Below are 23,664 nucleotides of genomic sequence, written 5' to 3'. Positions count from 1 at the left end.
GCGGTTCGCTCAGGCAGTGGTGTTGACCCATTCGCTATCATCCCGCATCCTGACTCCGACTTGATCCGCTTGGCGGGTTTGGTTGGTTAATCAAATATTTACCAAGGTCATTTGAATGCTCGGAGAATCGCAGAAGACCTATGTGCTGGATACCCACCGGCTGCGCGATCCGGAAGAGACCCTTGCCATCGTCAAACCGTTTCTCAAAGAGATGGGCATCACACGGATCGCGAATCTGACCGGACTGGATCGGATCGGGTTGCCGACCGTGATGGTGACGCGGCCCAATTCGCGCTCGGTTGCGGTGTCGCTGGGCAAGGGATTGTCGCTGAGTGCGGCGCAGGCCTCGGGGGTGATGGAGGCGATCGAGTCGTGGCATGCGGAACGGATCGAGCTGCCGCTGCGGCTGTGCAGCCACACCGATCTGGCGCAGGAAAACGTGGTTGATGTGGACCGCCTGCCTCGCGTGACCGGAGGGCAGTTTGACCCTCACGGCGCGATGCTGTGGGTGCAGGGGCAGGACCTGAACGCGGATGCTGCTTGCTGGGTGCCCTATGAGATGGTGGATACGGATTACACGACCTCTATGGCCAACGGACAGCGCGCGTTTCCGCGTACGACAAATGGTCTGGCATCGGGCAACGATGCCGCTGAGGCTAGCTGCCACGCGATCTGCGAACTGATCGAGCGCGATGCGACGACGCTGTGGCATCATCGGGGTCCAACACCCCGCATCGATCCTGATACAGTCGATGATCCGCGCTGCCGTCAGGCAATGGGCCTGATCACAGAGGCAGGGCTAGAACTGGGGATCTGGGACACGACCTCGGATATCGGCATCGCCAGTTTTCGCTGTGTAATCTGCGAGACCGGAGAGGCAAACGGCCATATCGGGATCGGGGATGGCTGTCACCCCGACCGCGCCATAGCGCTGCTACGCGCGCTGACCGAGGCGGCGCAGACACGGCTCACCTATATTTCAGGCGCGCGAGACGATCTGGACCCTGAGGAGTTTATCGACGAGGCGCGCCTGTGGCGTGGACGGTATGTACGCGAGCTGATCGAAGGCGCAAAGCCGACAGAGCGTTTTCCGGATTGCCCCTCGCATGTAACAGGGTCTTTCACGGAGGATCTCGATCTGATTCTGTCCCGGTTGTCTGAGGCCGGGATCGGCCAAGTGGTAACGGTTGATCTGTCCCGACCCGAGATCGACATCGCGGTCGTCCGCGCGGTCATTCCGGGGCTGGAAGCCCCGCATGACGATCCTGACTTCATCGCCGGTCCGCGGGCGCGAGCGGTGTCGGCATGACCGTCGTTGTTTTTGTTGGACCCACGCTGCGACCCGAGGCCGTGCAGGAACAACTGGATGCCACCATCCTGCCCCCAGTTCAGCAGGGCGATGTGTATCGTGCGGTGCGCGACAGGCCGCAAGCAATTGGCATTATCGACGGGTATTTCGACGGGGTGCCTTCGGTCTGGCACAAGGAAATCCTGTGGGCGCTGGAACAGGGCATTCCCGTATTCGGCAGCGCCAGCATGGGTGCTTTGCGGGCGGCGGAACTGGCTGATTTCGGGATGATCGGCGTCGGACGGGTGTTCGAGGATTACCTGAGCGGCGCCATTGCAGATGACGATGAGGTCGCGGTGCTGCACGGCCCCGCCGAGCTTGGCTTCATACCGTTGAGTGAGCCTATGGTCTCGATCCGGGCCACGTTGTCCGCAGCGGTGAAGGCCAAAGTGGTGTCGGAGGATGAGGCACAGATATTGCTGGGTGCAGCCAAGGCGCTGCACTATCGCGACCGGGTTTGGGACAAGGTGATTTCGGTTGCAAAGACCGACACAGACTCGGCGACGTTTCTGAACTGGTTGCCCGGCGGGCAGGTGGATGCCAAAGGCGACGACGCACGCGAGATGCTGGCGCAGATGGCGCGGTACCTGGAAGCAGGTTCCTACGCGCCGGAATCGACACGCGTCGAACGAACTCTGGTCTGGCGTGAACTGCGGACTCGTGTGGATTCCGAGACCGCTCCGCATGACCCGGATGCGCGGGCACTGGTGGACGAACTGCGGCTGGACCCTGCCCTTTATGTCCAACTACGCGACCGCGCCGCGTTGCACCTGTTGGCGCGCGACGAAGCATATCGGATAAATCACCTACCTGATCGGGATACCCTGCGAAGACAGATGACTTTACACCGTCGCGCGGCCCGCCTGCCCCGCCACTCCGATCTGATGGAATGGTTGCAGGACAACGATCTGACGCTTGCTCAATACGAGGCATTGCTGGCGGACTGTTCCTACAAAGATACGGCCATCACAGCGCGAGCGGATGAGCTCGACATTGCCCTGCTAGCCCAACTGCGCCACGATGGTCGCTATGGCGCGCTGCGTGATCGGGCGCGACGCAAGGCCAGCCGGATGGCGGGGCTGGATCGGGTGAATGGTTCTGCAAACAGAATGCAATCGCTGCTCTGGTATTTTGAAACGCGGCTTGACCAGGCGGTGCCAGATGATCTTGAATCCCATGCAATCGCGCTTGGCCTTGACGGGCGCGAGGCGTTTCTTGATCTGATTGAAGCTGAATACATGTTTTGTCGCACCGAAGGCGAACCGGGACAATAACGGGAGGGGACAATGACGAACTGGCCCGACTACTCGGACAACGAAACTCCTGGCACACGGTTCTTGCTTTATCCGCAATCGCCCTTTTTAGAGCCGAATTCGAAACCTGAACTGGTCGAGATCTCTGCCCCGCAGGGTACGATCGGACCGGGCCCCTCGGGGCCGCGAATGTATGCGATGTACCCGGTCGACAAGACGATCCCCTATGGCGCGATGATTGAAGGCGAAGAAGGGCCCGAGATGTATCTGCCCGCCTGGGATGGCTATATCCTGCCGCCCCCTGAACCCGACGAGTTCGGAAATTTTATCCATATCGATCCCGACGATCCGGCCTTTGAAGCTGCCCATCTGTTTGGCGCAGCACATTTTACGATGGATGTGTGGGAGGGCTATTTCGGCCGCCCTATCCCCTGGCATTTCGAGCGTGATTTTGAACGGTTGGAACTTTCCCTGCTGCCCAGCCTTGATAACGCGCATATCGGCTGGGGATTTCTGGAGACCGGCGGCACTCGAGAACATGGCGAGGAATACCGCCCCTATAGTCTTAATTTTGACGTCGTAGCGCATGAGATCGGCCATGCCATCATCTACAGCGTCATCGGCATGCCGTCAGAAGAGGACGCAACTGGCGAGTATTATGGATTCCATGAATCAGCAGCAGATATGGTGGCACTGCTTGCATCACTGCATTTCGGTTCAGTCGTAGATGAACTGCTGAAGAACACGCGCGGGAACCTGTATACCTATAACCGGCTCAGCCGATTTGCAGAGCTGTCCCAAAACTCGCAAATCCGCATCGCCGCTAATGACCGGACTCTGTCCGAGTTCTCACATGGCTGGTCCAGTGAACACGCGCTGTCGGAACCGCTGACCGGGGCGATGTTCGACATTCTGGTCGATATCTACCACGAGCGGCTGGTTGCACATGATGTGATCGACCCCGAGATGGAGGAGCTTTCGGATGAGCTGGAAGGCTCTGACGAATACAACGCGATCATGCAGGATTTATTCGACGAGCATTACGCCGCTGAACCGGAAGGATTCCGCGTGGCGCTGATAGAAGCGCGGGATTTGCTGGGCACCTATCTTGCCGACGCTTTGGAAATGCTGGATGCTGATATGTTGAGCTACTTCGGGGTTGAGCGCGCGTTGGTTGTTGTTGACCAAGAGATCACAGGAGGGGCATTCCGCCAGATCATCGAAGGCAATTTCCGCATGCGCGACATCGGATTGACACGCCCTGGCCCGCGTCTGACTAAGCCGGATGGTTCGAGCCACGCCGCATCGGTTCGAACACTATCGCCCGAACCAAAAGAACCTTAAAGTCTTTGTTTTTACCTCGGTTTTATGTCAGGTTACGGGCACGGGGTGATAATTCGACAAACGAAGCGCAGACCAATGCGCAAACCGGGACGGACGTGGCAGAAAGCTCCGTCAGCCCCCGATAGGGAGAAAGTGATATGTCTGAGTCGTTACTCAGTTTTTCCGAGGTATTATTGTTTGGGCGAGAGTTAAGTGATCTAAAACTTAAACAGAAATCGGTCCGGTTGGCGCTTGAGTCGCCAGATGTCGCCAGCATTCCGACAGGATTTACCAGAATAGACGGTGTACCGGTCAGAGAAAACGACCGGGTAATGCTTCAGGTCGGAACGACGCCAAACACAGACTCGGGTATCTACAAAGTTGTATCTGCCGGAGGAGGTACCTTTAATCTGGACCTGACCAGACGCAAGAAGGTTTCACACGATTCTCTGGTTTACATTCGTCGGGGGCGGCAATTCAAACATACATTCTGGCTGCAGGCCGCAGATCACCACAACAGGCAGTTATATGTTGAACAAGATGACCGCAGAAGGGGTCGTGGCGTCAACAACTTCATCGGGGACCAGTTCGGAGGCGATGCCCGGCTGGCGCGGATTTATGGCTTCGCATATGACGGCACATATTACGAGATGCCGGAACCGACAATCTTTCTGGTCCATGGCGAAGGCGACAGTGCCACAGGTGGCAACCTGCCCTATGGGTTCAGCATGGAAACTGCCGGAGCTGCAGATACGACACAACAGGCCGCGCGTGCTCCGCTGGATCCGTCCAGGTCCGGTGTCGCGGCGGCGGATTACCAGATGGCGAACGACATCCGTGTCTGGAACTATGATCAGGCCGATTACACCATCCGCATGGATATTGCTGCCGGTCAGGTCGAAGAAGTGCTGCTGGACGTCTATTTCGAATACGACGCGCCGATGATGGCCGGAGCCAAGGTATCGGGAGCCAAGGTGAGCGGGGCCAAGGTTTCAGGCGCCAAGGTCAGCGGGGCCAAAGTGTCGGGTGCTAAAGTTTCAGGTGCCAAAGTCAGCGGTGCAAAGGCCCGCGGAGAATAGGGCCTGATTAAGCAAAGCGCTGTTGGGTTAAGCCTGATATGACAAGTGTTGCTGGCCACATACGTGCAGGTGTGTGGGCAGCGACAGCTTTAAGACTGCATTGAGCCCATACCTCGCATATGCTTCGCGGTTTAGGAGCGACTGCTTCCAAACGTTCGCCCTGATTGGTAGGGTCAGTTTGAACTTTTTGGAGTAACTGTGTGCGCAAACCCAAGGGTCGCCTGACCGATGTATTTAACCTGCCAGACGATGAAGCTGGGAGGCCTCGCACTGTCCTGATGTTGGATCAGCTCACACATGTACCAGAGGCAGGAGACGTGTTGCAGGTTGCTGACCGAAACTTGTCGATTGCTCAGGTCGATGGTCGGCGGATAAGGAATTGCCTAACGGGCTGGAAGATGGCACGGCGGGGCAGTGTTGCCGTCTTGATCAACGAATCGACGGATACTCTACAGCCATTAGTGCGGCGTCCAGATCGTCATTTCGTCACTTGGACCCCTAAAGACGAATTGCCCTGGCATTTCCAAACTAACGATCTGCCGACATTTTCGCGCCTCAATGAAGATTGGAACGCGCATCCAAACGATGTTGGCCTCAAGATTGAGCAGAATGGTCAAACGCTATTGGCCCATATGCGGCCAAACCCATACGTATATCGTGAATACGAAAACATTCCTGCAATCACAGTCTGCTTCAAAGGCTGCGAGAGGTATCGTGTTACACCAGTAAATGACCATGGTTGGTATGGGGGCCAATGCCGTTTTAGCGGGCTGGCACCGTCATGGGGCGAGTTCTACGAAATTTCCGGCAATACCCGAGACGACATGGACGCCACACCTTGGATCACGATGGAAGGGGTTGGAACGCGACATTTTCATTTCTACCTGCGAGACGAAGCCCTTGAGGTCAAAGCGCAAGATTGGTCGTTGGAATCTAAAAGCTGACCTTCAATTTCGTTCCTCGAACGGCAACCTAGCCCCCACTCCGTCTGAAACTTCAGACGACGCATCGTTGCATCGGACACGACGATAGATAAAAAACGGCGACGCAAACCACGCCCGTACCTGCCACTCAGAACCCGGCCTTCTTGAGCCCCTCGACAAAATGCTGCGTATCGTCGGACAGACGGTCTGGTTGAACCTTGGCCCAGCGCGAGAGTGAGAAATTAGGATGTGCCGCGCGGTGTTTGTCAGCGATCTGGCGGGCCATATCTAATTCTCCTTTATGAGCGTAGCTGGCGGCCAGCACGCGCTGCCCCTCGGTCGGGTTGTTCATCTTGTTCACACACGCGATCACATCGTCGTAGCGCTTGAGGTTGTAATAGGCTCCGCCCAGATGCCACAGATATTGATCAGGGAAATACGGGTTAAGGCGCATTGCCTGTTGCAGATGCTTGATAGCAGTATCGTTATCTCCCCAATGGGCCAGTGCGTCGGCGTAGTCCGAGTGCATATCCGCGTCATTGGGGTTCAGCTGCAGGGCGCGCTTGTAGGATTCGATCGCGGAATCGAACTCTTTTCGATAAAGCTGTACATAACCCAGCTCTCCAAACCCGCGTGCATCGGTCGGGTCGAGTTCCACGGCGCGTTGGGCCAACGATAGTGCCTTGTCGAGTGCGCTGTTTGGGTCTTCAGTCCACGAATAGCGCCAATCAATGTTCAACGTACGCGACAGGGCTGCTGCAGCCCGCGCATAGCCGCCGTCACGCTCAAGAGCGGATTCATAGCAATGCTGCGCCTTGCGGTTATCGTTGCGTGTGTACTTGAAGATATGATGCTGCCCCTGAAGGACAGACCCATAGGCCTGCAAGTCTGACGGGATCGCCTGTACCATGCGCTGTTTTTCATGCGACTCGATCATCACTGCGGTGGCTGCAACAATGCATTCAGTCACTTCATCCAGAATATCGAATATATCGTCGAGCTTGCGGTCAAACCGCTCGCCCCAGATGGTGCGCTCGGTGTTGGCGTCAATCAGCTCGGCCGTGATCCGGATTCTGCTGGATGATCGGCGCACGCTGCCGCGCGCGATGTAGCGCACGTTTAGGCGCCGGGCAGCTTCTTGAGGCGACATTGACTGGGTTTTGAAGAAGAAGGACGAGTTTCGGGCGATGATGAACAGGTTCCGGAACTTGGACAGGTTCATGATGATGTCATCGGTTAGCCCTTCGGCGACCCAGTTATCATCTTCCTCACCACCCTGACTGGCAAACGGCAATACCGCAACCGAGGGGATATCGGGCCGTTCGAGCACCTCCAACTGCATCTCAGGACGCAAGGTGGCGGCCATTGTCGCTCCTTCGACCTCGGTTCGAACACAGTATGTCGCGACCGGAGAAATGATGTTCTTGAGCTGTTTGGGGCCAAGGAATTCATAGCCATAACGCAGCCGGTTGCGGATCTGCTCATAAACGGCCGCACTAACATAAACCCGCTCGGGCTCGGCAATCTCTTGCAGGCGGGCGGCGATGTTGACGTTGTCGCCGTGGATGCCACGTTCATCCATCAAAACCTCGCCCAAATGAACGCCCGCACGGAATTTGATGTGCTGGCCGTCCGGCCGCGTCAGATTATGCTCGGCCGCAATTCGATGCAGTTCGATGCTGAATTCAACCGCGCTGGTGGCCGTATCAAACAATGCAAGAATACCGTCGCCGCGCACTTCAATGATTTTGCCCTGATATTTCGAGCAAGTCTCTTCGAGCTGGAACAAAAGAGATTTCAACGCGTTATACGTATCCATCTCGTTCTCACTCATCAGGCGGGAATAGCCGACAACATCGGCAAACAGCACCGCCCCGAGCTTTTGTCTGATTGATGTGTCCGAACCGGTCGTATTCACTGGGTGCACTCAACTGCGTGGTCTCGTCGAATCCGACAAGAGCGTTTTAACAATATACCAAGCAAAATTCGCATCATTTCAAATAACAGAACCGCATTCAGGCGGCCAAGACATGCCTGTTGCCCCAAAACTGACCACCGTTTCCCGGCCCAGTTCCTGTGCCAACACGTTCCGACGCTCAGCCCAGTCCTGTTGCAACATACCGACGACCACCATGTCGTGAAACTGCCCGTCCGCGAACCAAGCCTGCCGCATCGTGCCTTCGATCTGGCAACCCAATCGACTGATCAGATCGCGGCTGCCGTGATTGTCGGCCCGATAATAAGAAGTTATCCGGTTAAGTCCTAATTGCTGAAAGGCAAAATCTAACATCAATGCAACAGCTCGCACCGCCACGCCCCGGCGCCGCAATGACTTTTCTACAAAAACCGGAACAACCGCATCCCGATTGAAGGGTGAAATCGATTCGAGACCAACCACGCCGACCGCATCTCGATCATCATTTTCAATCACAAACCAACATTTTTCCTCTCTGCTAGAAATGCCAACAGCGCCTTCCCAAGAGTGTTCGGTTTGCGTCAGATTTTGCGGAATTCGCGTGGTTCTGTCGAACAGAGCTAGGTCTTGAACATCCTGAAACCAGCGGGCCACGATCTCAAGATCAGCCTTTTCCAGAGGGCGCAGCTTGAACTGCCGGTGTGAGGTATCGGGCAAAGGAAACGACTCCTGAAACAAAATGAAAAAATCTATGCGTGCGATACTAGCACAAATATCCCAGAAACAAGAAAGGGTTATTCACACAAGCCTGACGTCGGCTGCGACCCGCTGAACGGGGCAACCAGTCAAGTCCGAAGAATGTTTGAATAGTGCGAGCGAAGACCTAATCAGCGCTTCTCGGCCCGGATCAGGAAGATGTTGCGTAGGTAAATCGACAAACCCATCGACTGGCCCAGAATAAAAACTGGATCACGGCGATAGATCGCATAGCTGAGAAGTATCAGCCCGCCGCCAATCGAAAGGTACCAGAAGGCCATCGGTATGACCGATTTCTTTGCGCGTTCTGATGTAATCCACTGAACGATGAAACGAGCGCTGAACATCAATTGACCAGCCAGACCAATGAATACCCAAAGGGCCTCGGTCGGGCTGTCGACGTGCAGGATTTCCAGAATGGTTTCTTTCACGACCGGTTTGCCTCGGTTGCTGAAACAGATTTGGCGCGGCGGGTCAGCCAGACAACGCCGAACAAATCCCAAATGCCAACCATGGCCCGCCCGAAATTGGTGTATTTTGACTCACCGGTCATGCGCTGCTGATGCGCCACATCAACCAGTGCAACATTCCATCCGTAGGCTTTGAACAGCGCTGGCAGGTATCGATGCATATGGTTGAAAAACGGAAGATCGACGAACGCCTGCGTTCTGAACGCCTTGAAACCGCAACCCGTATCGCGGGTACCGTCTTTCAGCATCCAGCCCCTCAAGGCATTCGCAAATCGCGAGGCGAGCTTTTTTGATGCGGTATCTTTCCGACCGACCCGTTGCCCCGCCACAAGACCGACCTGCGCATCATCGCCAGATACCAGCGGCGCCCAGATCTTGGGCAGTTCTTCTGGCGGGTTCTGTCCATCGCCATCCAGAGTGCAACAGATATCGGCGCGCGCGGCCTTGACGCCAGAATGGACAGCGGCACTTTGCCCACCTGCCGTTTTATGCCGTAGGATGCGCAACTGCGGGTATTCTTTCTGCATCTCCTGCAGCGCCGCAAAGGTACCATCGGTCGAACCATCATCGACCGCGATGATCTCGAACGCAGGAAGATCAGAAGCGGCGTCGCAGATCCCCTGAATCAATCCAGCAGCGGCCCCTTGCTCGTTATGCATGGGAATCACAATCGAAACTGTGGGTCGATTATCAGCATTTTCCTTAGATTCAGTCGACATCGCAATCAAAGCTTCTTGGATACAGTCACCGGGGTTTGTGATTGATCAGACCCCGAAATTCAAGTACTCGCCTAGTCCAAAACACATCATATTACAACAAGTCAGAGGATAACCAGAGTGGTCCAAAATTCGGGCATCGAACATTTGCAGACCCACAAATGGCTACCTTATGCAATAACAGGCATCACCATCGCATTGTTGTGGTGCTGGTACATGTCCGGGTTGGGGCAAGATGGCCTGTCAAAGATTGATGAATTTTTTACTTATGACCGCAGCCTGGGTTTCATCCGCAACAATGACTGGCTTGCAGTATATTCTCAGAATGAGCCCAGCCTAAAAAAACCACCCCTTCAATATTGGATGACAGCGGCATTGATCGAGCAGGGAATGTCGCACATGCTGGCCCTGCATCTGCCTTCGATGCTGTTTGCGCTTGGGTCGCTGATCGCAACGGCTTTGCTCGCCCGAATTATGGTTCCCGATCAACCTTGGCTGATGTTGCCTGCGGTCTTGCTTGTGTCCAGTTCAAAAAACTTCTGGGGACATGCGACATCGGCCATGCTGGATAGCGGCGCAATGCTTTTTTCCACCTTGGGGGTGGTCACGATGCTTGCCGCGTTCGAGCGTCCAAAGCTGTGGCCATGGTTCGGGGTCACTGTGTTTCTGGCTGGATTGCAGAAAAGTCCGACCCCACTCGCATTTTTGGCTCTGGCACTCCTGACACTTGCTCTAACCCGGCGCTGGCAGGATCGACCCGTAAGCGAGATTCTAAGAAACAAAACCTTCCAATGGACCATGGCGGCCTGTTTATTGTTGGCATTTCTATGGCCGTTGTTCCAATACCTGCGCTTAGGATTTGATACCGAGTTTCAAGGCAGTGTGCGCGGCGAAATGCTACACCGGTTTGCACCCACCGTGTCAGATCGAAGTCTAAAGAAGCTGTCAGAAATCATCCTGGGTAATGCACCAGTCTTAAGGTTCGCGGGTTTCTTAGGCCTTTGCGCCCTGCCCTTCGCACTCGGCCGACCACGGCTGCTTGCCACTGCGGGAATCGCAATGTTCTTTTTCCTGGCAATGTGGATGGCATCGGGAAAGGTCTATGATCGCTATATTTTGTTGATATTGCCGATGTTGATGGTGGGCGCAGCTGGGGGCATCTTGCTGATCTCAAAACGGCTTTGGGTGCGTGCCTTACTGCTGGCGGTGTTGTGTTTTTCCGAGCAGGGTCCGATCAAACGTACGGTTGATTATAGTCATCCCAACACCGCAGAACAGTTCGGCATAGACCTGCAGGATCTGCTTTCGCCGTTGCAATCAACCCATCAGCCAGATGAAACACTTGTTGTATGCGGGTTCAAAAACAGACACCGGTTGCCCTTGGGTGCCGCCTCAGTGTACGCGTCACCCGATCGACGGTTCGTGTATATGAGGCACTCTGATTTACCGGGCTACCTCAAAAGATTTGGCTATACTTCCGGTCCTTTGAGAGGGGTTTGCCGAGCCCAGGAACTTAACCAGTTCTCAGATGAACTTTCTGGATTGGATCGGCAATCTGTTGAAGGCACAGATTTTGTCTATTGGACGGCACGCGGTTTGCACCTTGATTGATGACAAGCCCATTCACTCGCAAACAATCTCTGTTCGGTGGCATGCGGGCAAAGTTCTTCGGAATGGAAGTGTTTCCCATCCCTAAGATCGGTAAGGTGTTTATTCCAAACGAGCATCATCGCCAGAGCGGTGACGACCTTAAAACCCTGTTTGGTTTTGGCAGTTATGGAACATTCCGTGAAATTAGCGGCATGTTCATCAGCTTTGTTTCTTCCGAAAATCCTCAATTCTGATACAAATGCAATTATTCGAAAGTGAGATCGCAATGAATGCACTAACCAGAATATCGCGAGGGATCGGTGTCGCCTTCAAGGACGGCAGAGTAAAGGGACTTTTGGCCTTTACGGCCGGTATGATCCTTTGGGCATCGGTGTTTTATCATTATGTCGAAGGCTGGAGCTGGCTCGATTCCATCTATTTTTCTGTCGTGACGATTTCGACTGTGGGATTTGGTGACTTTTCTCCGGAAACCGCAGCGGGGAAGATCTTTACGATGATCTACATCATCGTCGGCCTGGGGATATTTGTGACCACGGCAACCACTGTGGCGGATACCATTTTGTCCCAGAACGATGAGAAATCAGAAAAATAAACCTCGTAAGGTTCGACCCACAAAAAGTCATGCGCAATCGCTTTATTGCCAGAACAGCTAAAGCCTTAATCCGGATCCATCTGTGTCTTCAGGCCACTGTAAGATCTTTGGCAGTTAATAAATATACATATCAGCTTTTTTGAGTGTAATGTTGGGACAACCAATAGTGGAGGGATAGAATGGAAAAGACCCAAGACGCCAGAATTGTCGATCTGGCAATACGATTGCTTTTTCTCGGATTATTCCTCTACAGCGCTTTGGTTATGATTGCCCCACTCGCAAGTGTGGTTATCTGGGCAACGATACTCTGCGTCGCGCTCTATCCGGTTTTTGATTGGCTGCAATCCAAGTTGGGCGGGCGAAAGAAGATTGCCGCGACAATTCTCGTTCTGACGGGCCTGGTTTTGACCTTGGGACCCGTCGCAACAGCTGTTTCTGGCGCTGCAGAACTTGGGTCTGAATTTGCGCAACAAGCGGACAAAGGCGAATTAAAGATCCCACCGGCACCCGAAGGCCTTAAAGAACTACCGTTGGTCGGGGGCAAAATTGCCGAGGTCTGGGGATTGTTTGAGCGGAATCTGGATGGAGCGCTCGCCAAATATGGTGCGCAAATCCTTGAGATTACAAAGTCTCTATTTGGAAAAGTACTGGGGATCGGGATCGGGCTTCTTGGACTGGCGCTGTCTGTACTGATTATGGGAGCCTTGTTCAGCCCAGGACCAAGTCTGGTTCAGGGCCTTCAGCGCTTTGCCAATCGTGTGTTTGCGCCGCGCGGCGGCGAATTCATTACACTGGCGGGTGCAACGATCCGCAATGTAACCAAAGGCGTGATTGGCGTCGCGGCCATTCAGGCAGTCGTCGTTTGGATATTGCTGGTGCTGTTCGGGATATCTTCGGCCGCCACCTTGGCGTTCGTTTGCCTGATACTCTCGATTATCCAAATCGGGCCCGGCTTGGTTCTCTTACCGGTGATCATCTACGCCTGGAGTTCCATGTCCGGAGGGGCTGCCCTGATCTTTACCATTTTAGCCATACCAGTAACCATTATGGACAGCTTCCTGAGACCTGTGTTCATCTCAAAAGGCCTTGAGACTCCCATGCTGGTGATCCTCATCGGTGTTCTTGGTGGCATGATGGCCTATGGCTTGATCGGCATATTCATGGGGCCAGTTCTTTTTGCTGTTTTCTATGAATTGTTCAAAGTCTGGATCGATGCCAGCCCCGAAGCCGAAAGCGCGGCAAACGGAGACGCAAAATGAGAAAGACAATTTGGACAACTCTGGCTGTCATAATTGTTTTTCTGGTCTGGTATCTCGTTGCTGACCGAAAAACGCCATTTACCGGGAATGCCCGAGTAAAAGCAATTGCGACACAGATCGTTCCACAGGTCACCGGTACAGTCACCGAAGTTCTTGTCGAAAACGGTCAGGTCGTATCAGCCGGTGATGTTCTGGTTCGAATTGACCCAAGGCCTTACGAAATTGATCGCGACAAGGCCGAGGCTGATCTTGAATCAGCCACGCAGGAAGTGGGTGCATCCTCGGCAGAGGTGAGCGCTGCACAAGCCAAGCTGGCAAGGGCACAAAGTGATCTCGACACGATGCGCATTCAGACCGAGCGTGTTTTTGCGCTTGAAAAGAAAGGGTTGATTGCGATTTCAAAGGCCGATGACGCGCGTGGGCAACTGGCAGAATCCGAGGCAAATTTTGAAAACGCCAAAGCGGATCTGGAAAAAGCCAAACAGCGATTGGGCGACGACGGAATTAACAACCCGAAAATCCAGCGCGCATTGGCTGCCTTGGCGGATGCAGAGCTTAATCTCGAGTGGACAGAACTGCGTGCTCCAGCGACAGGTGTCATATCCAATTTGTTGATCGCACCCGGAACATATGCGCGATCTGGTCAGGACCTATTGACGTTTCTGGATGCAACAGACGTTTGGATCGAAGCGTATTTTACCGAAAACAACCTTGGTCGGGCTTCGGTAGGATCACCTGTCGATGTGGTACTGGACATGCATCCCGGCCAGATTGTTCCAGGCGTGATCGAGAGCTTCAGCGCAGCAGTCTCCCTGAGCGGTGGGGATGAGCCCGGCCAGTTGGCCAGCCCGCCCAGCACCAAAGGATTTCTTCGTGAGCCTGAACGCTTTCCAGTCCGGATCGTATTGCCTGGCTACGAAGCCGCGAATGCCGAAGACGACTTGCGCTTCCAGCTTAATGGGCAGGCCGACGTTATCATGTATCTGAGCGAAAACTCTCTGCTGAACGTGGTAGGTCGGACCTATATCCGTTTGGTATCAATCCTGTCCTATGCGTACTGAGGATCGAAATTCGGTCGTACGCCTGGCACTCGGCGTCACCGGGGTATTCTCCTTGGGCTTATTTCTGGGGTGGCCACTTGCGGTGGTAGGAGCGGTCTTCACCGCGCTGTTTCTTCAGGCACCCGCTGCTTTGCCCTTAGCAGCATTTGCAAAGCTCTTTGTCTTCTCGATCGGGCTAATGTTCATTTCATTCCTGCTGTCGTCAGTCTTCGCCCCATATCCCTTGGTGTTTCTGATTCTAGTTGCCATTGGTATCATCCTGTCATTCATGTGGTCCGTTTCTGGCGCAGGCGTCCTGCCTGGTGTCATAGCCCTCATGGGTGCGTTGATGATCCCAAACCTTGTTCTGCAATCACAGGATCTGGCATTGGTGCTTGTATTTTGGATACCTTTGAACCTGTTATTTGCAGGTTTCATATCAACGCTGATGTTTGTGTTGATACCCGCTGCCCCCCCCACAGCGGCTCAGAAAAAGACCAATACTTCGCCTGACTTTGACCCGCATCGCCGGATCGCCAGAATGTCGCTTGTCACGGTTCCGTTCGCGATGGCGTTTTTTGTGTCCGGCGCTTCAGCCCTGTTGGTCCTATTCTTTGTCGCGCTTCTTAGCCAACAACTTGCAGCCATGCCGTCGATGGGCAAAACCGTGGCCAAAGCCATGCTAACGGCTAATCTCCTCGGGGCGGCGGTTTCAATCATCTGCTATGAAATAAACGTAATAGCTCCGGTTATTCTTACCCCAATTTTGTTGGGTTTTTTCATTTGCCTGACACTCGGAGCGCTTGGCAAATCGCAGGTCCCGCTCGCCGCTGCTGCAGGTTCGGCATTAACAACGGTTCTGATCGTTTACGGTGGTTCGATCGCTCCGTTTTCCGATGAGGCTGACGTCAAGAGCATCACAAGAGTATTGCAGGTCGCCAGCGCGGCCATTTTCGTGATCATCGCATATGTCGTGGTCGATGAGTTTTGGCCAGAACAAGAGCGCCGTGCAGCTCAATAGAATGTGTTGCAAAAGTGCTTTGATCTAAAACCAGTGGCGTCACCAACTTAAACCTTCTGCTCTGTTCATTTGGCCTGAAAACCGTTCAGGTCGGTCGGTTTGCGGTGACTTAAGCACTCATAGGTCGTCGCGAAAGCTAAACCGGTTCTTCGATGTGTGTCACAATTCGGGGTACAGGAAGCATCTAACTGATAGAAAGCGCAGTATTTGTATGAATAGTCTGGCGACCCCGGCAGGATTCGAACCTGCAACCTGTCCCTTAGGAGGGGAGCAGGTCAGCATGGTTTATTGTTATTTTTCAATTTTTTAATGGAAATCAGCTGTGCTGTTGTGCGGGTTTTGTGCAAAATTTCTATTGTTTTGGGCATTTGAATTCGCCATTTGCACCCCTTTGTTCGCCATTTGTTCTATCCAGAAACTGTTATTTGAAAGCTCGTCAGCTCGACGTGTGGAGCGATAAGGTCTTGTGCAACGCACGTTCGTTCGTGCGCAGATTTGCGCCTATTACGTACGATGGCGAACCCCAAGGTTTTTTGAGCTCGAGAACTCCATCGCACAATTCGTTACCAAAGTTGCCTGACCGCTAGCGCATTTGTCCTAGCTGCCGTCGACGCGAAGAGAACAGTATGCGGCCTAAGTCGAAACTGGCCAAAAACCGCAATTGTCACATTACTTGAATGGGAGACTAGTGTAAGCGCCTACTTCGTTGTTCCCCGAACGCGCGTTGAAAGCTTCGATCATTTCATTCGTCGCTTCCGCAGCGCCTAGGTCCATACTCTCAAGATCGAATTCCGAGAAAGGAAACTCAGCAGCAGAATCTGGCGGTTGCTTGGCCATTTGAACGGGTGCTGGAAAAGACTCTTCATTCGGTACGCCCTGGCGCGTGCGAATTTCGTCTTTCGTCACGTTCCACGTCATGAAGTCGGCAGCCAGGTCCAAGGGACCATCATAGGTTTCCCGAATTGCCGAATAGACAGCCAGTGCGATGTCATGATCGTTTTGGAAATGATAGCAAACCGCCAACCGCGGTTCCGTCTCGGACATTATCTTCCCGAATGCCTGCGCGGAAGTGTGCCCCTGTGAGCCCACGAAAATGGCTTCCGAAGGTGCAAATCCGTATTTCTCAATCATGAACTCAGGCGGCGTGAAGCATTCGTGAATGGCAAGATCGGCCCCAGCAGCGTGTTCGCGCCACCAACGAGTCGGAAGCGTATCGGAAGAAAAAGCAAACTTCAGGCCATTCCATTCGAGCAAGAAACTCACGGCCTGTTCACCATGAATTGCCGGAAGTGTTCTAACCTGAACCCCGTTTTCGTCAAAAATAACGTTGTTTACTGCTTTCCAGTCGAATTCGTTGACCTCAAGCTGGAGCCCTCTTGGATCGACGGCTGCACCCCGTGTCGCTTCTTCCCACGCCCACATCTGCTTCATGTGATTTGCCCATGATTTGGTTCCCCATTCAGGTTTAATCCCCTCGGGTCCCCAAAGACGTACAGGCGTAAGGCGATTGTTCACAGGGCCAGTAAAGTAAAAGGCAGGAAAATCGCCGGCATGATCGAGGTGTAGATGGCCCAGGAAAACCTTGTCGAGCTGATCCAATGGAATTCCAAGCGCCATGATCCGTTCGTAAGATCCCTCACCCATATCAAATATGAATTTTTCACCATTCCCTAGCTCAACTAGGAAACACGCAGCAGCTTGTTTTAGACGTGGTTGGGGCATGCCGGTTCCGCACGCGATAACTCGCATTTCGTCTGGACCAAGTGCTTCAGTGCCAGGATAATAAACCGTTTGGTTGGGGAAAGGTTCGGTCCTAGACCATTCGGTTGGGGTTTGGTTTTCCGCAATCCCGGTGTTTGCGAAAGCAACAAAAATACCAAAACTGAGCGCTATTGCACGCATGAAAGGTTTCAAAAAAGCCATCGACAATCTCCCCCTAAAAGAACCTGGCAAAAATACATCTGCTAAGATTCGTCATACTAAAGGATCGCAATTATTGAATGCAGCTGGCAAGTCTTGTCACAAAAAACCCGTTTCACTGAGAAACCGAAAGCTAAACGGCAATCACTTTCTAAGTCCAATCAATCAATTTGAGTGAGCTATGAATTCAGGCTTCAGGAAGCTAAAGCGTTCGATTTCTTGTGTGCCGTTTAGGACAGTTAGAGTCCTTACCCTGATCGCTCCACCGTGCATAACTCAATTATTTTGGGCACAATTGGAATTCTTTGGTTGGAGACAAAGCGGGAGACTGGCTGGTAAATCCGAAACATTTACAATCTTCACAGTCGCCCGAACAAAATCGCGTTTTCTGTGCAATTTATGTGCAAGTTTTTGATCTTAGTTCAAATTTCAATCGTGTATCGCCAAGTATAATGGACATCGCGCTAAATCCTGACGCATTGCACAAACCGCTTCTACTTCGTGATTAACAAAATTTACTGATTATTTCTGAATCTTATGGCGACCCCGGCAGGATTCGAACCTGCAACCTGCCCCTTAGGAGAGGAACATGTTGCCTGTTTTTTGTGTTTAATTTCATGTAGTTAAAAGGAATCTTTGGATTTTTGTGTCAAATTTGTGCCACGAATTTCGCTGTTTTTTGAACTTAACTCCGCTTGGCCACTCGATAGTTCTCAGTTTGTTCTCTTAGTCTAATACATAGTCACGTTCATTGGCTCAAATCTCAAAATGCCAATTCTTATTGCATTGCACGAAAAAGGCGGCTGGTACTTCAGTAGCGAGTCAACGGATCGATCCCAAGCCGGAAAACCTGGGGTCTTTGCAGTTGTGAGAAACACTGAAGTACGATGGCACTTGTTCTTCGCCCCAAATTTTGTTCCCAGCCTTCTTTGGGTTTGATTGGAAGAAGGCGTTCCTCTCCGAAATGTACCTGTCGATCGCTGACTTAGCTTCCTCAACCGATTGGTAATTGCTGTTGTGTATTACGGACTGAGAAAGTCCGCTGAACACCGACTCAATAACGTTGAGGAACTGCGCTCGCGCCGGTAACGGCCGCAATTTGATCATCGGTGACTGGTAGGTATTTCGGTATTCACGTTTGTTGACGCGTTTCACTTCAGCAAGGAATTTTTTCGAAGAATGCCATGAGGCGGCATCCCATGAGAGATAGAGCCTTCGACAGTCAAAATACTCGTGAAGAAGTACGTGCAGCAGCTTAATCATTTCTTCTGTATCCTTCTTCTTAGAGTAAAAATGGGTTATTTGATTGCTGCTCAACTCCAACGCAGCAGTCACAATCAAGAAACCTTTCGAGTCCTGGTATTGAGGCACGGTAGGTTTTGTACCGCGTTTGACCAAACGCCGGCCACCTCGTTCGCGAACAGAAACTGGGCCGTATTCGTCAATCGAGAAGAAGCGGTCCATGGGACCAAGCCGCCTCAATGTGCGGGTGATCTTAATTAACTTCTCGCGGTAGTTTGGGTCGTTGCTTGTGAGTACTTCTCGAGTTTTACATCGGGAGTAGCCTTCCTCTCGGAATATTTGCCCCATTGCATTTTTGTTTATTAGCGTACCCTTGGCTTTTAGAACGCTGTGCAAAAGATCGATTGTCCAAGTGGTTCTGTTGATGCCGTAAGCACTTGGGGGTTCGTGAAGCGTTTCAAAAAGTTGATCTCTTAGTTTTTTGTCGTCGTATTTTCGGGGCTTCTTACGAGGTTCAAACAGACCCTTGTGATCGCCGTTCGAAAACCGGCGAACGAACCTCCTTACAGCCCATCTTGAATAACCTATGAACTCGGCAATTAGTCCCTCATTCACCCCTAGTAGGCTAAAAGTGAGCACTAGCGCTCGGTTCCTGTAGTACCGGGACCTGTTGGCCAGTCCGGGCGCAATGCTCTTAAGAAAAATTTTGCGACGATGCTTCGGCACGTGCTCAACAAGTTGATCCGGTGTGTAGTGCCCCTGCGAAATATGAGCCATCAGAAGTATTACGGACCTTTCTTTTTCGCGCATTTCCGAGTTTTCCCGGGCGAGTGACATCACTCGGTCAAGCAACTTAGAGAAGTCCGAAGAAGGAAAGTTGTCCATTGATCTTACTCCTAAAGCAGCTCCTCCAACACTAATCTATCGCCCGAAAGTGGTCGCATTTAGTCAACGAAAAGCACCTTAAATCTGTCGGACAGTTTTGCGGCGGTGTAAATTAATTAACTATATTTTGGGGTGAAGCAAATAATACCCCAAATTTTGTGTCAAATTTGTGCCACTTTCTTCCAAAAGTCGCCGAAAATCAGCATTACGAGAAAGAAGCCAAAACTAAAAATTTACAGGATTTTCCAATTAGTATAGATAGTTATGGTGACCCCGGTAGGATTCGAACCTACAACCTGCCCCTTAGGAGGGGGCGCACCGATTATCTCACCACATTCCAACAACCCACATATTTCCCTTATTTTCAGTTGAATGTGACAACGTGAGACATTACGATATTGAGTAAGTCTGTAGCTGAATTTACCCACGGTTTACCCAATGCTGTCTTCTAAGTTCGTTCGCAACGCCCCGGTCGGAATGCACACCGATGGCCGAAACGGCCTGTATCTGCGCGTCACACCGGCAGGCCGAAAGAGCTGGATCATTCAGTTCATGTTCGGCGCTGGTAAGGAGCGTAAGAACCGCAAGCACAGCTTTGGGTCGTGGCCTGAAATGTCGATCAGTCAGGCAAGGGAACAGGCCATCAGGTTCAAAGCTATGATCGCTGATGGTAGACACCCAGCCGACGATCACCCGCTGCTCTGTGAGAGCGTTACAGAGGCGGCAGAGGCATACATCAAAGAGCATTGCCCAACCCTCAAATCACCCCGCAACGTCATTCGTGTGCTGCGTAAGGAGCTATGCCCACGGTATGGACACCTTGCACTTAGTCAGCTCGGCGCTGAACACATCCGCACCATTATCGCTTCTGTACAGGCCCGTGGTGCAGCGGTTGAAGCCGCTATGGTCCACCGGGATATTCAGCGGTTTCTTGGCTGGTGCATGAAAACCAAGGGTCTGATCAGCACCAACCCTGCAATGCTGGTACAAAAGCCAAAGGGCGGGACTGTTACTCGTGATCGCGTACTCAGCGACGACGAAGTTATCCGCATCTGGTCTGCTCTCAGGAAAGCAAACCCCGGCGACAGCCTAATCAAGTTGCTGCTTCTGACCGGATGTCGCCAAGGCGAGATTGCCAATCTGCGCTGGGCTGACGTTGATCTTGATGCGCGCTGCTTCACACTCTCTGCAACCAAGAACGGCGACAGCAGGCGTGTACCGCTCAGCCCCGGCGCATTCGCCGTTATCAATGGCCTGCCTGTCTTGGGTGAGTACGTTGTTTCAACAACAGGTGATCGCCCGTACAGCGGCTTCTCACAGCTCAGCAATCGCATCCAGCGTGACAGCGGCACCAGTGACTGGCGACAGCATGACATTCGACGCACTGTCGGCACTGGCCTGCAACGTCTTGGCGTTGATCGTGAGGTCATACGCGCCGTGCTTGGACACCGACACTACGACGCAGCCACCCCCGTGTATTTGCGTCACGACTTTCTCGAAGAGGCGCGAGACGCCCTGTCCCAATGGGATAGGCATATCGTGTTGGCCTTGGCAGGTGAGCAGCAAAAGCTACGCGCCTGAAGCTTGCCGAGCATGGGCGGCAGACCCATGCGCTGAGCGTAGGCGGCACTCCTGCGCTACTGTCGTGGCCAGTGTGATAACCCACGCCGCATAACGCCAAGCGGGAATGGAAGGCTTTCACTCTACACTGTGGAGGGCTTTCCTATGCCTGCCAAAATGAGACGAGCTGCGGATTGTATCCGCGACCTGAACGGCGTCATGTCACCCGCCACCTTCTGGCGTAAGCAATCCGATCCCAACGACCCAATCCCAAAGATCGTTAAGATCGGGCCGCATATGTCAGCTATTCCGCTGGATGCGTGGACCTACTACCTTGAGAACATGGGCGAGATTTATGCCGGTCTCTATGACGGAGACGCAGCATGATCACCGACGAAATCAGAAACAAGCTGACAGCCAGCGCCTTTGAGGTCGCTGAGATGCTGCTGGGAGAGCCAAAGACGCGCGACAGCAAGTATCAAAGGTGGGGCCGCAAAGGGTCGGTGTCCGTGTCCCGTGATGGCACCTTCTGCGACTTTGAGGCTGGGGTTTCCGGTGACATGATTACCCTCTGGGCACATGCTCAGGGTAAGCCCGTTCGCGATGTCATCCCCGACATTGTTGATTGGGCAGGCGGCAAGCCGGTCGAATTGCCTGTTCAAAAGAAGATCACGGAACGTAAGCCTGTTTGGCCGCCGTTCATACACTCAACATGGTTCAACTCCATTCCGCTGCGCATGTCACACGTAGAGCGGTGGGAGCGCCGAGGAATACCCGTAACCATCGACAAGGATGGACGGGTGAGCCTCGAAATATTCCCCGACTTCATCAACTGGTTTCCGTCTACCCGCTGGTCATCACGGTGGAAGTGCGTTGTCTCAATCGGGTGGGGCTATAATCCCAAAAGCGAAAGACTGTATCGAAGCACCCTGCACAAGTGGAACCCGGCCAACAACTGGAAGGGATATGCCAAGGGCGCACGCGCCGCAGGCTCTGCCATCCAGCTTGGGTACGACAGTTCAAGATCAGGGGTCGCTCTGGTTGCCGAAGGCTTCGAAAACGCAATGTCAGCCGCCGTATATCTCAGCGAACACCTTGGTCATCCATTCGATGTATGGGCGGGCGGTACTGCGATGGGATTGCAAACCTTCAATCACGCTGACTGCCACACACTCTACATCGCACACGACCACGGCGAAGCCGGGGAACAGGCTCTGAAATCAGTCCAGCGCAGGTATCGGCACGCACAGGTGAAAGTGATGACGCCGCCCCAATCAATGGATTGGAACGACGTTCTGCAATCTGGCTGGGAGCCGATGAAAGGACGGGCAGAATGGACCAAGTAAGCAAGAAGCCCGCTGATACCAGTATCGAAGTTTTCGATAAGGGGGGCAACATCAGCCCAAGATTAGGCATCGACGGTACGAACGTAATCTTGGGGCCAAGTGGTGAGCCTATCTGGAATACAGCAAACGCAATGCTGATGCTGGAACTGCATGAGGATTGGGAGGGCGTGCTGTATTACAACGAATTCCGAAGGGAGGTCGAACTACGCAGGCCGATCATTGGAAGCAGGCACCCCAAGTCCGAATTCCCAAGAGATATGGAGGCTCGTGACATCGTGGCTGGAACCGTCTGGTTCAACCGAAATGGTTTCAAGAAAGCCAGCAAAGAAATCGTGCGGGATGTAATGGTCGCCTATGCAGAAAGGTTTGTTATTAATCCAGCGCGAGACTGGATGAACAGCCTCGAATGGGATGGAGCCGCCAGACTGGACACTTGGACATCGGACTACTTGGGCGTTGAACCTGATGAATACGTCAGGTTGGTCGGGCGCTCTATTCTTGTATCAGCAGTCGCACGGGTGCTTGACCCCGGATGCAAGGTGGACACGATGGCCGTTCTTGAGGGTAAGCAGGGGTTGAAGAAATCCACGATGATCGAAGCCCTTTGCCCATACAAAGAATGGTTTGGGGATCAGTTGCCCCCGTTGTCCGGTAATCCAAAGGAGGCATCGCAATACCTGCCGGGACACCTGATCGTGGAGTTCGCTGAGCTGGACGCACTCAGAAAGGCTGAGAACGAACGGATCAAAGCGTTCATGACCCGCAAGATCGAAGATTACCGGCGACCCTTTAAGCCGGGATACAAAAAGGAGCCGCGATCCTGCATCTTCATGGGAACCACAAACAAGGACAACTACCTCAAAGACCCGACAGGGAACCGACGATACTTACCACTAAAGTGCGTCGGATCACTGGACGAGGACGGACTGATTGAGGTTCGAGACCAGCTTTGGGCCGAGGCCGTTCATGCGTACAAGAACGGAGAGCAGTGGTGGTTGCCCAAGCACATGGTTGCAGTCGCTGAGAAAGTGCAGGCCGAACGAATGGAAGTTGATCCGTGGTTGGAAAAGATCACGGAAGAACTGCATGAAAAGTCAGAGGTTGCCCCCTCTGAAATCCTGAACACTGTTCTTCACTTCACAACCGACAAGATGGATCGGAAATCCGTGAACCGCGTCACCGACTGCCTCAACCAGCTTGGCTGGGAACGGGACGGACAATTCACGAGCGGACCCCATAAAGGACGCGCAAGATACGTCAAAAAATGAGGTCGGGGCCACGGCCCCACCTACCCCAATCGGGTAGAGAGTAGACACGGTAGACATCTTTTCCTATGTACGGCTCTTTTTACTCACCTACACCCCCCCTATTTACCCCACCTCTATATATATCAATGGGTTATACC

21 protein-coding genes are annotated in these 23,664 nt (G+C 53.1%); 15 read left to right on the top strand and 6 right to left on the bottom strand.

Going from position 1 to position 23,664, the window contains the following annotated elements; genetic code table 11:
• Positions 1-115 precede the first annotated feature (115 nt).
• The 5 genes from ACRZ91_RS15745 (at position 116) to ACRZ91_RS15725 (ending at position 5,947) form a co-directional block, all read left to right on the top strand.
• Positions 116-1,309, top strand: a complete 1,194-nt coding sequence (locus ACRZ91_RS15745; RefSeq protein ID WP_480906977.1) for a YcaO-like family protein — start codon at positions 116-118, stop codon at positions 1,307-1,309.
• Positions 1,306-2,622 carry a TfuA-like protein gene (locus ACRZ91_RS15740; RefSeq protein WP_480456029.1) on the top strand — a complete coding sequence of 439 codons (1,317 nt, stop codon included), beginning with the start codon at positions 1,306-1,308 and terminating at the stop codon, positions 2,620-2,622. The genes ACRZ91_RS15745 and ACRZ91_RS15740 overlap by 4 nt, the downstream gene beginning before the upstream one ends.
• Before the next feature lie 12 nt (positions 2,623-2,634).
• Positions 2,635-3,945, top strand: a complete 1,311-nt coding sequence (locus tag ACRZ91_RS15735) for a gluzincin family metallopeptidase (protein ID WP_480456030.1) — start codon at positions 2,635-2,637, stop codon at positions 3,943-3,945.
• Positions 3,946-4,082: 137 nt separating this feature from the next.
• The gene (locus ACRZ91_RS15730; RefSeq protein ID WP_480906975.1) at positions 4,083-5,003 is read left to right on the top strand and encodes a hypothetical protein; all 921 of its coding nucleotides are present in this window, start codon (positions 4,083-4,085) and stop codon (positions 5,001-5,003) included.
• Positions 5,004-5,203: 200 nt separating this feature from the next.
• Positions 5,204-5,947, top strand: a complete 744-nt coding sequence (locus ACRZ91_RS15725) for a hypothetical protein (protein WP_480906974.1) — start codon at positions 5,204-5,206, stop codon at positions 5,945-5,947.
• A gap of 127 nt (positions 5,948-6,074) precedes the next feature.
• Here the strand turns inward: ACRZ91_RS15725 and ACRZ91_RS15720 are convergent, their stop codons facing one another.
• From ACRZ91_RS15720 to ACRZ91_RS15705, 4 genes are all read right to left on the bottom strand, one after another.
• Complete coding sequence (locus tag ACRZ91_RS15720; RefSeq protein ID WP_480906972.1) at positions 6,075-7,844, bottom strand: tetratricopeptide repeat protein; 1,770 nt, start codon at positions 7,842-7,844, stop codon at positions 6,075-6,077.
• A gap of 78 nt (positions 7,845-7,922) precedes the next feature.
• Positions 7,923-8,558, bottom strand: coding sequence for a GNAT family N-acetyltransferase (locus ACRZ91_RS15715; RefSeq protein ID WP_480456034.1), 636 nt, complete (start codon positions 8,556-8,558; stop codon positions 7,923-7,925).
• 170 nt (positions 8,559-8,728) lie between these two features.
• Positions 8,729-9,028 (bottom strand): lipid-A-disaccharide synthase N-terminal domain-containing protein, encoded by a 300-nt coding sequence (locus tag ACRZ91_RS15710; RefSeq protein ID WP_010443061.1) that lies wholly within the window; start codon positions 9,026-9,028, stop codon positions 8,729-8,731.
• On the bottom strand, positions 9,025-9,786 hold the full coding sequence (locus ACRZ91_RS15705; protein WP_480906970.1) for a glycosyltransferase family 2 protein: 762 nt from the start codon (positions 9,784-9,786) through the stop codon (positions 9,025-9,027). Before ACRZ91_RS15705 ends, ACRZ91_RS15710 begins: the two co-directional genes overlap by 4 nt.
• Before the next feature lie 117 nt (positions 9,787-9,903).
• Between ACRZ91_RS15705 and ACRZ91_RS15700 the strand changes: the two genes are divergently transcribed.
• The 6 genes from ACRZ91_RS15700 (at position 9,904) to ACRZ91_RS15675 (ending at position 15,306) form a co-directional block, all read left to right on the top strand.
• Complete coding sequence (locus ACRZ91_RS15700; RefSeq protein WP_480906968.1) at positions 9,904-11,394, top strand: ArnT family glycosyltransferase; 1,491 nt, start codon at positions 9,904-9,906, stop codon at positions 11,392-11,394.
• A complete protein-coding gene (locus ACRZ91_RS15695; protein WP_170773453.1) occupies positions 11,394-11,627 on the top strand; it encodes a hypothetical protein in 234 nt (77 codons plus the stop codon). Before ACRZ91_RS15700 ends, ACRZ91_RS15695 begins: the two co-directional genes overlap by 1 nt.
• Positions 11,628-11,659: 32 nt before the next feature.
• Positions 11,660-11,986 carry a potassium channel family protein gene (locus ACRZ91_RS15690; protein ID WP_170471240.1) on the top strand — a complete coding sequence of 109 codons (327 nt, stop codon included), beginning with the start codon at positions 11,660-11,662 and terminating at the stop codon, positions 11,984-11,986.
• 179 nt (positions 11,987-12,165) lie between these two features.
• Positions 12,166-13,245, top strand: a complete 1,080-nt coding sequence (locus ACRZ91_RS15685; RefSeq protein ID WP_480906966.1) for an AI-2E family transporter — start codon at positions 12,166-12,168, stop codon at positions 13,243-13,245.
• On the top strand, positions 13,242-14,306 hold the full coding sequence (locus tag ACRZ91_RS15680; RefSeq protein ID WP_480906964.1) for an HlyD family secretion protein: 1,065 nt from the start codon (positions 13,242-13,244) through the stop codon (positions 14,304-14,306). Before ACRZ91_RS15685 ends, ACRZ91_RS15680 begins: the two co-directional genes overlap by 4 nt.
• The gene (locus tag ACRZ91_RS15675) at positions 14,296-15,306 is read left to right on the top strand and encodes a DUF2955 domain-containing protein (RefSeq protein WP_480906963.1); all 1,011 of its coding nucleotides are present in this window, start codon (positions 14,296-14,298) and stop codon (positions 15,304-15,306) included. Before ACRZ91_RS15680 ends, ACRZ91_RS15675 begins: the two co-directional genes overlap by 11 nt.
• A 669-nt stretch (positions 15,307-15,975) precedes the next feature.
• Here ACRZ91_RS15675 and gntH read toward each other — a convergent pair.
• Together gntH and ACRZ91_RS15665 are read right to left on the bottom strand one after the other, a co-directional pair.
• On the bottom strand, positions 15,976-17,259 hold the full coding sequence (gene gntH, locus ACRZ91_RS15670) for a guanitoxin biosynthesis MBL fold metallo-hydrolase GntH (protein WP_480906961.1): 1,284 nt from the start codon (positions 17,257-17,259) through the stop codon (positions 15,976-15,978).
• 789 nt (positions 17,260-18,048) lie between these two features.
• Complete coding sequence (locus tag ACRZ91_RS15665; protein WP_480720835.1) at positions 18,049-19,353, bottom strand: IS630 family transposase; 1,305 nt, start codon at positions 19,351-19,353, stop codon at positions 18,049-18,051.
• A gap of 438 nt (positions 19,354-19,791) precedes the next feature.
• On the opposite strand from ACRZ91_RS15665, the gene ACRZ91_RS15660 reads away from it, so the two are divergent.
• The 4 genes from ACRZ91_RS15660 (at position 19,792) to ACRZ91_RS15645 (ending at position 23,527) form a co-directional block, all read left to right on the top strand.
• Entirely contained in the window at positions 19,792-20,934 is a 1,143-nt protein-coding gene (locus ACRZ91_RS15660; protein WP_480602833.1) for a tyrosine-type recombinase/integrase, read from the top strand.
• A gap of 144 nt (positions 20,935-21,078) precedes the next feature.
• The gene (locus ACRZ91_RS15655; protein WP_480906958.1) at positions 21,079-21,300 is read left to right on the top strand and encodes a hypothetical protein; all 222 of its coding nucleotides are present in this window, start codon (positions 21,079-21,081) and stop codon (positions 21,298-21,300) included.
• Positions 21,297-22,259, top strand: coding sequence for a toprim domain-containing protein (locus tag ACRZ91_RS15650; RefSeq protein ID WP_480906956.1), 963 nt, complete (start codon positions 21,297-21,299; stop codon positions 22,257-22,259). Before ACRZ91_RS15655 ends, ACRZ91_RS15650 begins: the two co-directional genes overlap by 4 nt.
• On the top strand, positions 22,247-23,527 hold the full coding sequence (locus ACRZ91_RS15645; RefSeq protein WP_480602827.1) for a virulence-associated E family protein: 1,281 nt from the start codon (positions 22,247-22,249) through the stop codon (positions 23,525-23,527). The genes ACRZ91_RS15650 and ACRZ91_RS15645 overlap by 13 nt, the downstream gene beginning before the upstream one ends.
• Positions 23,528-23,664: the final 137 nt, after the last annotated feature.

The organism is Ruegeria sp. O11, assembly GCF_056535285.1.
This window is presented reverse-complemented; position numbering and strand designations above follow the sequence as displayed.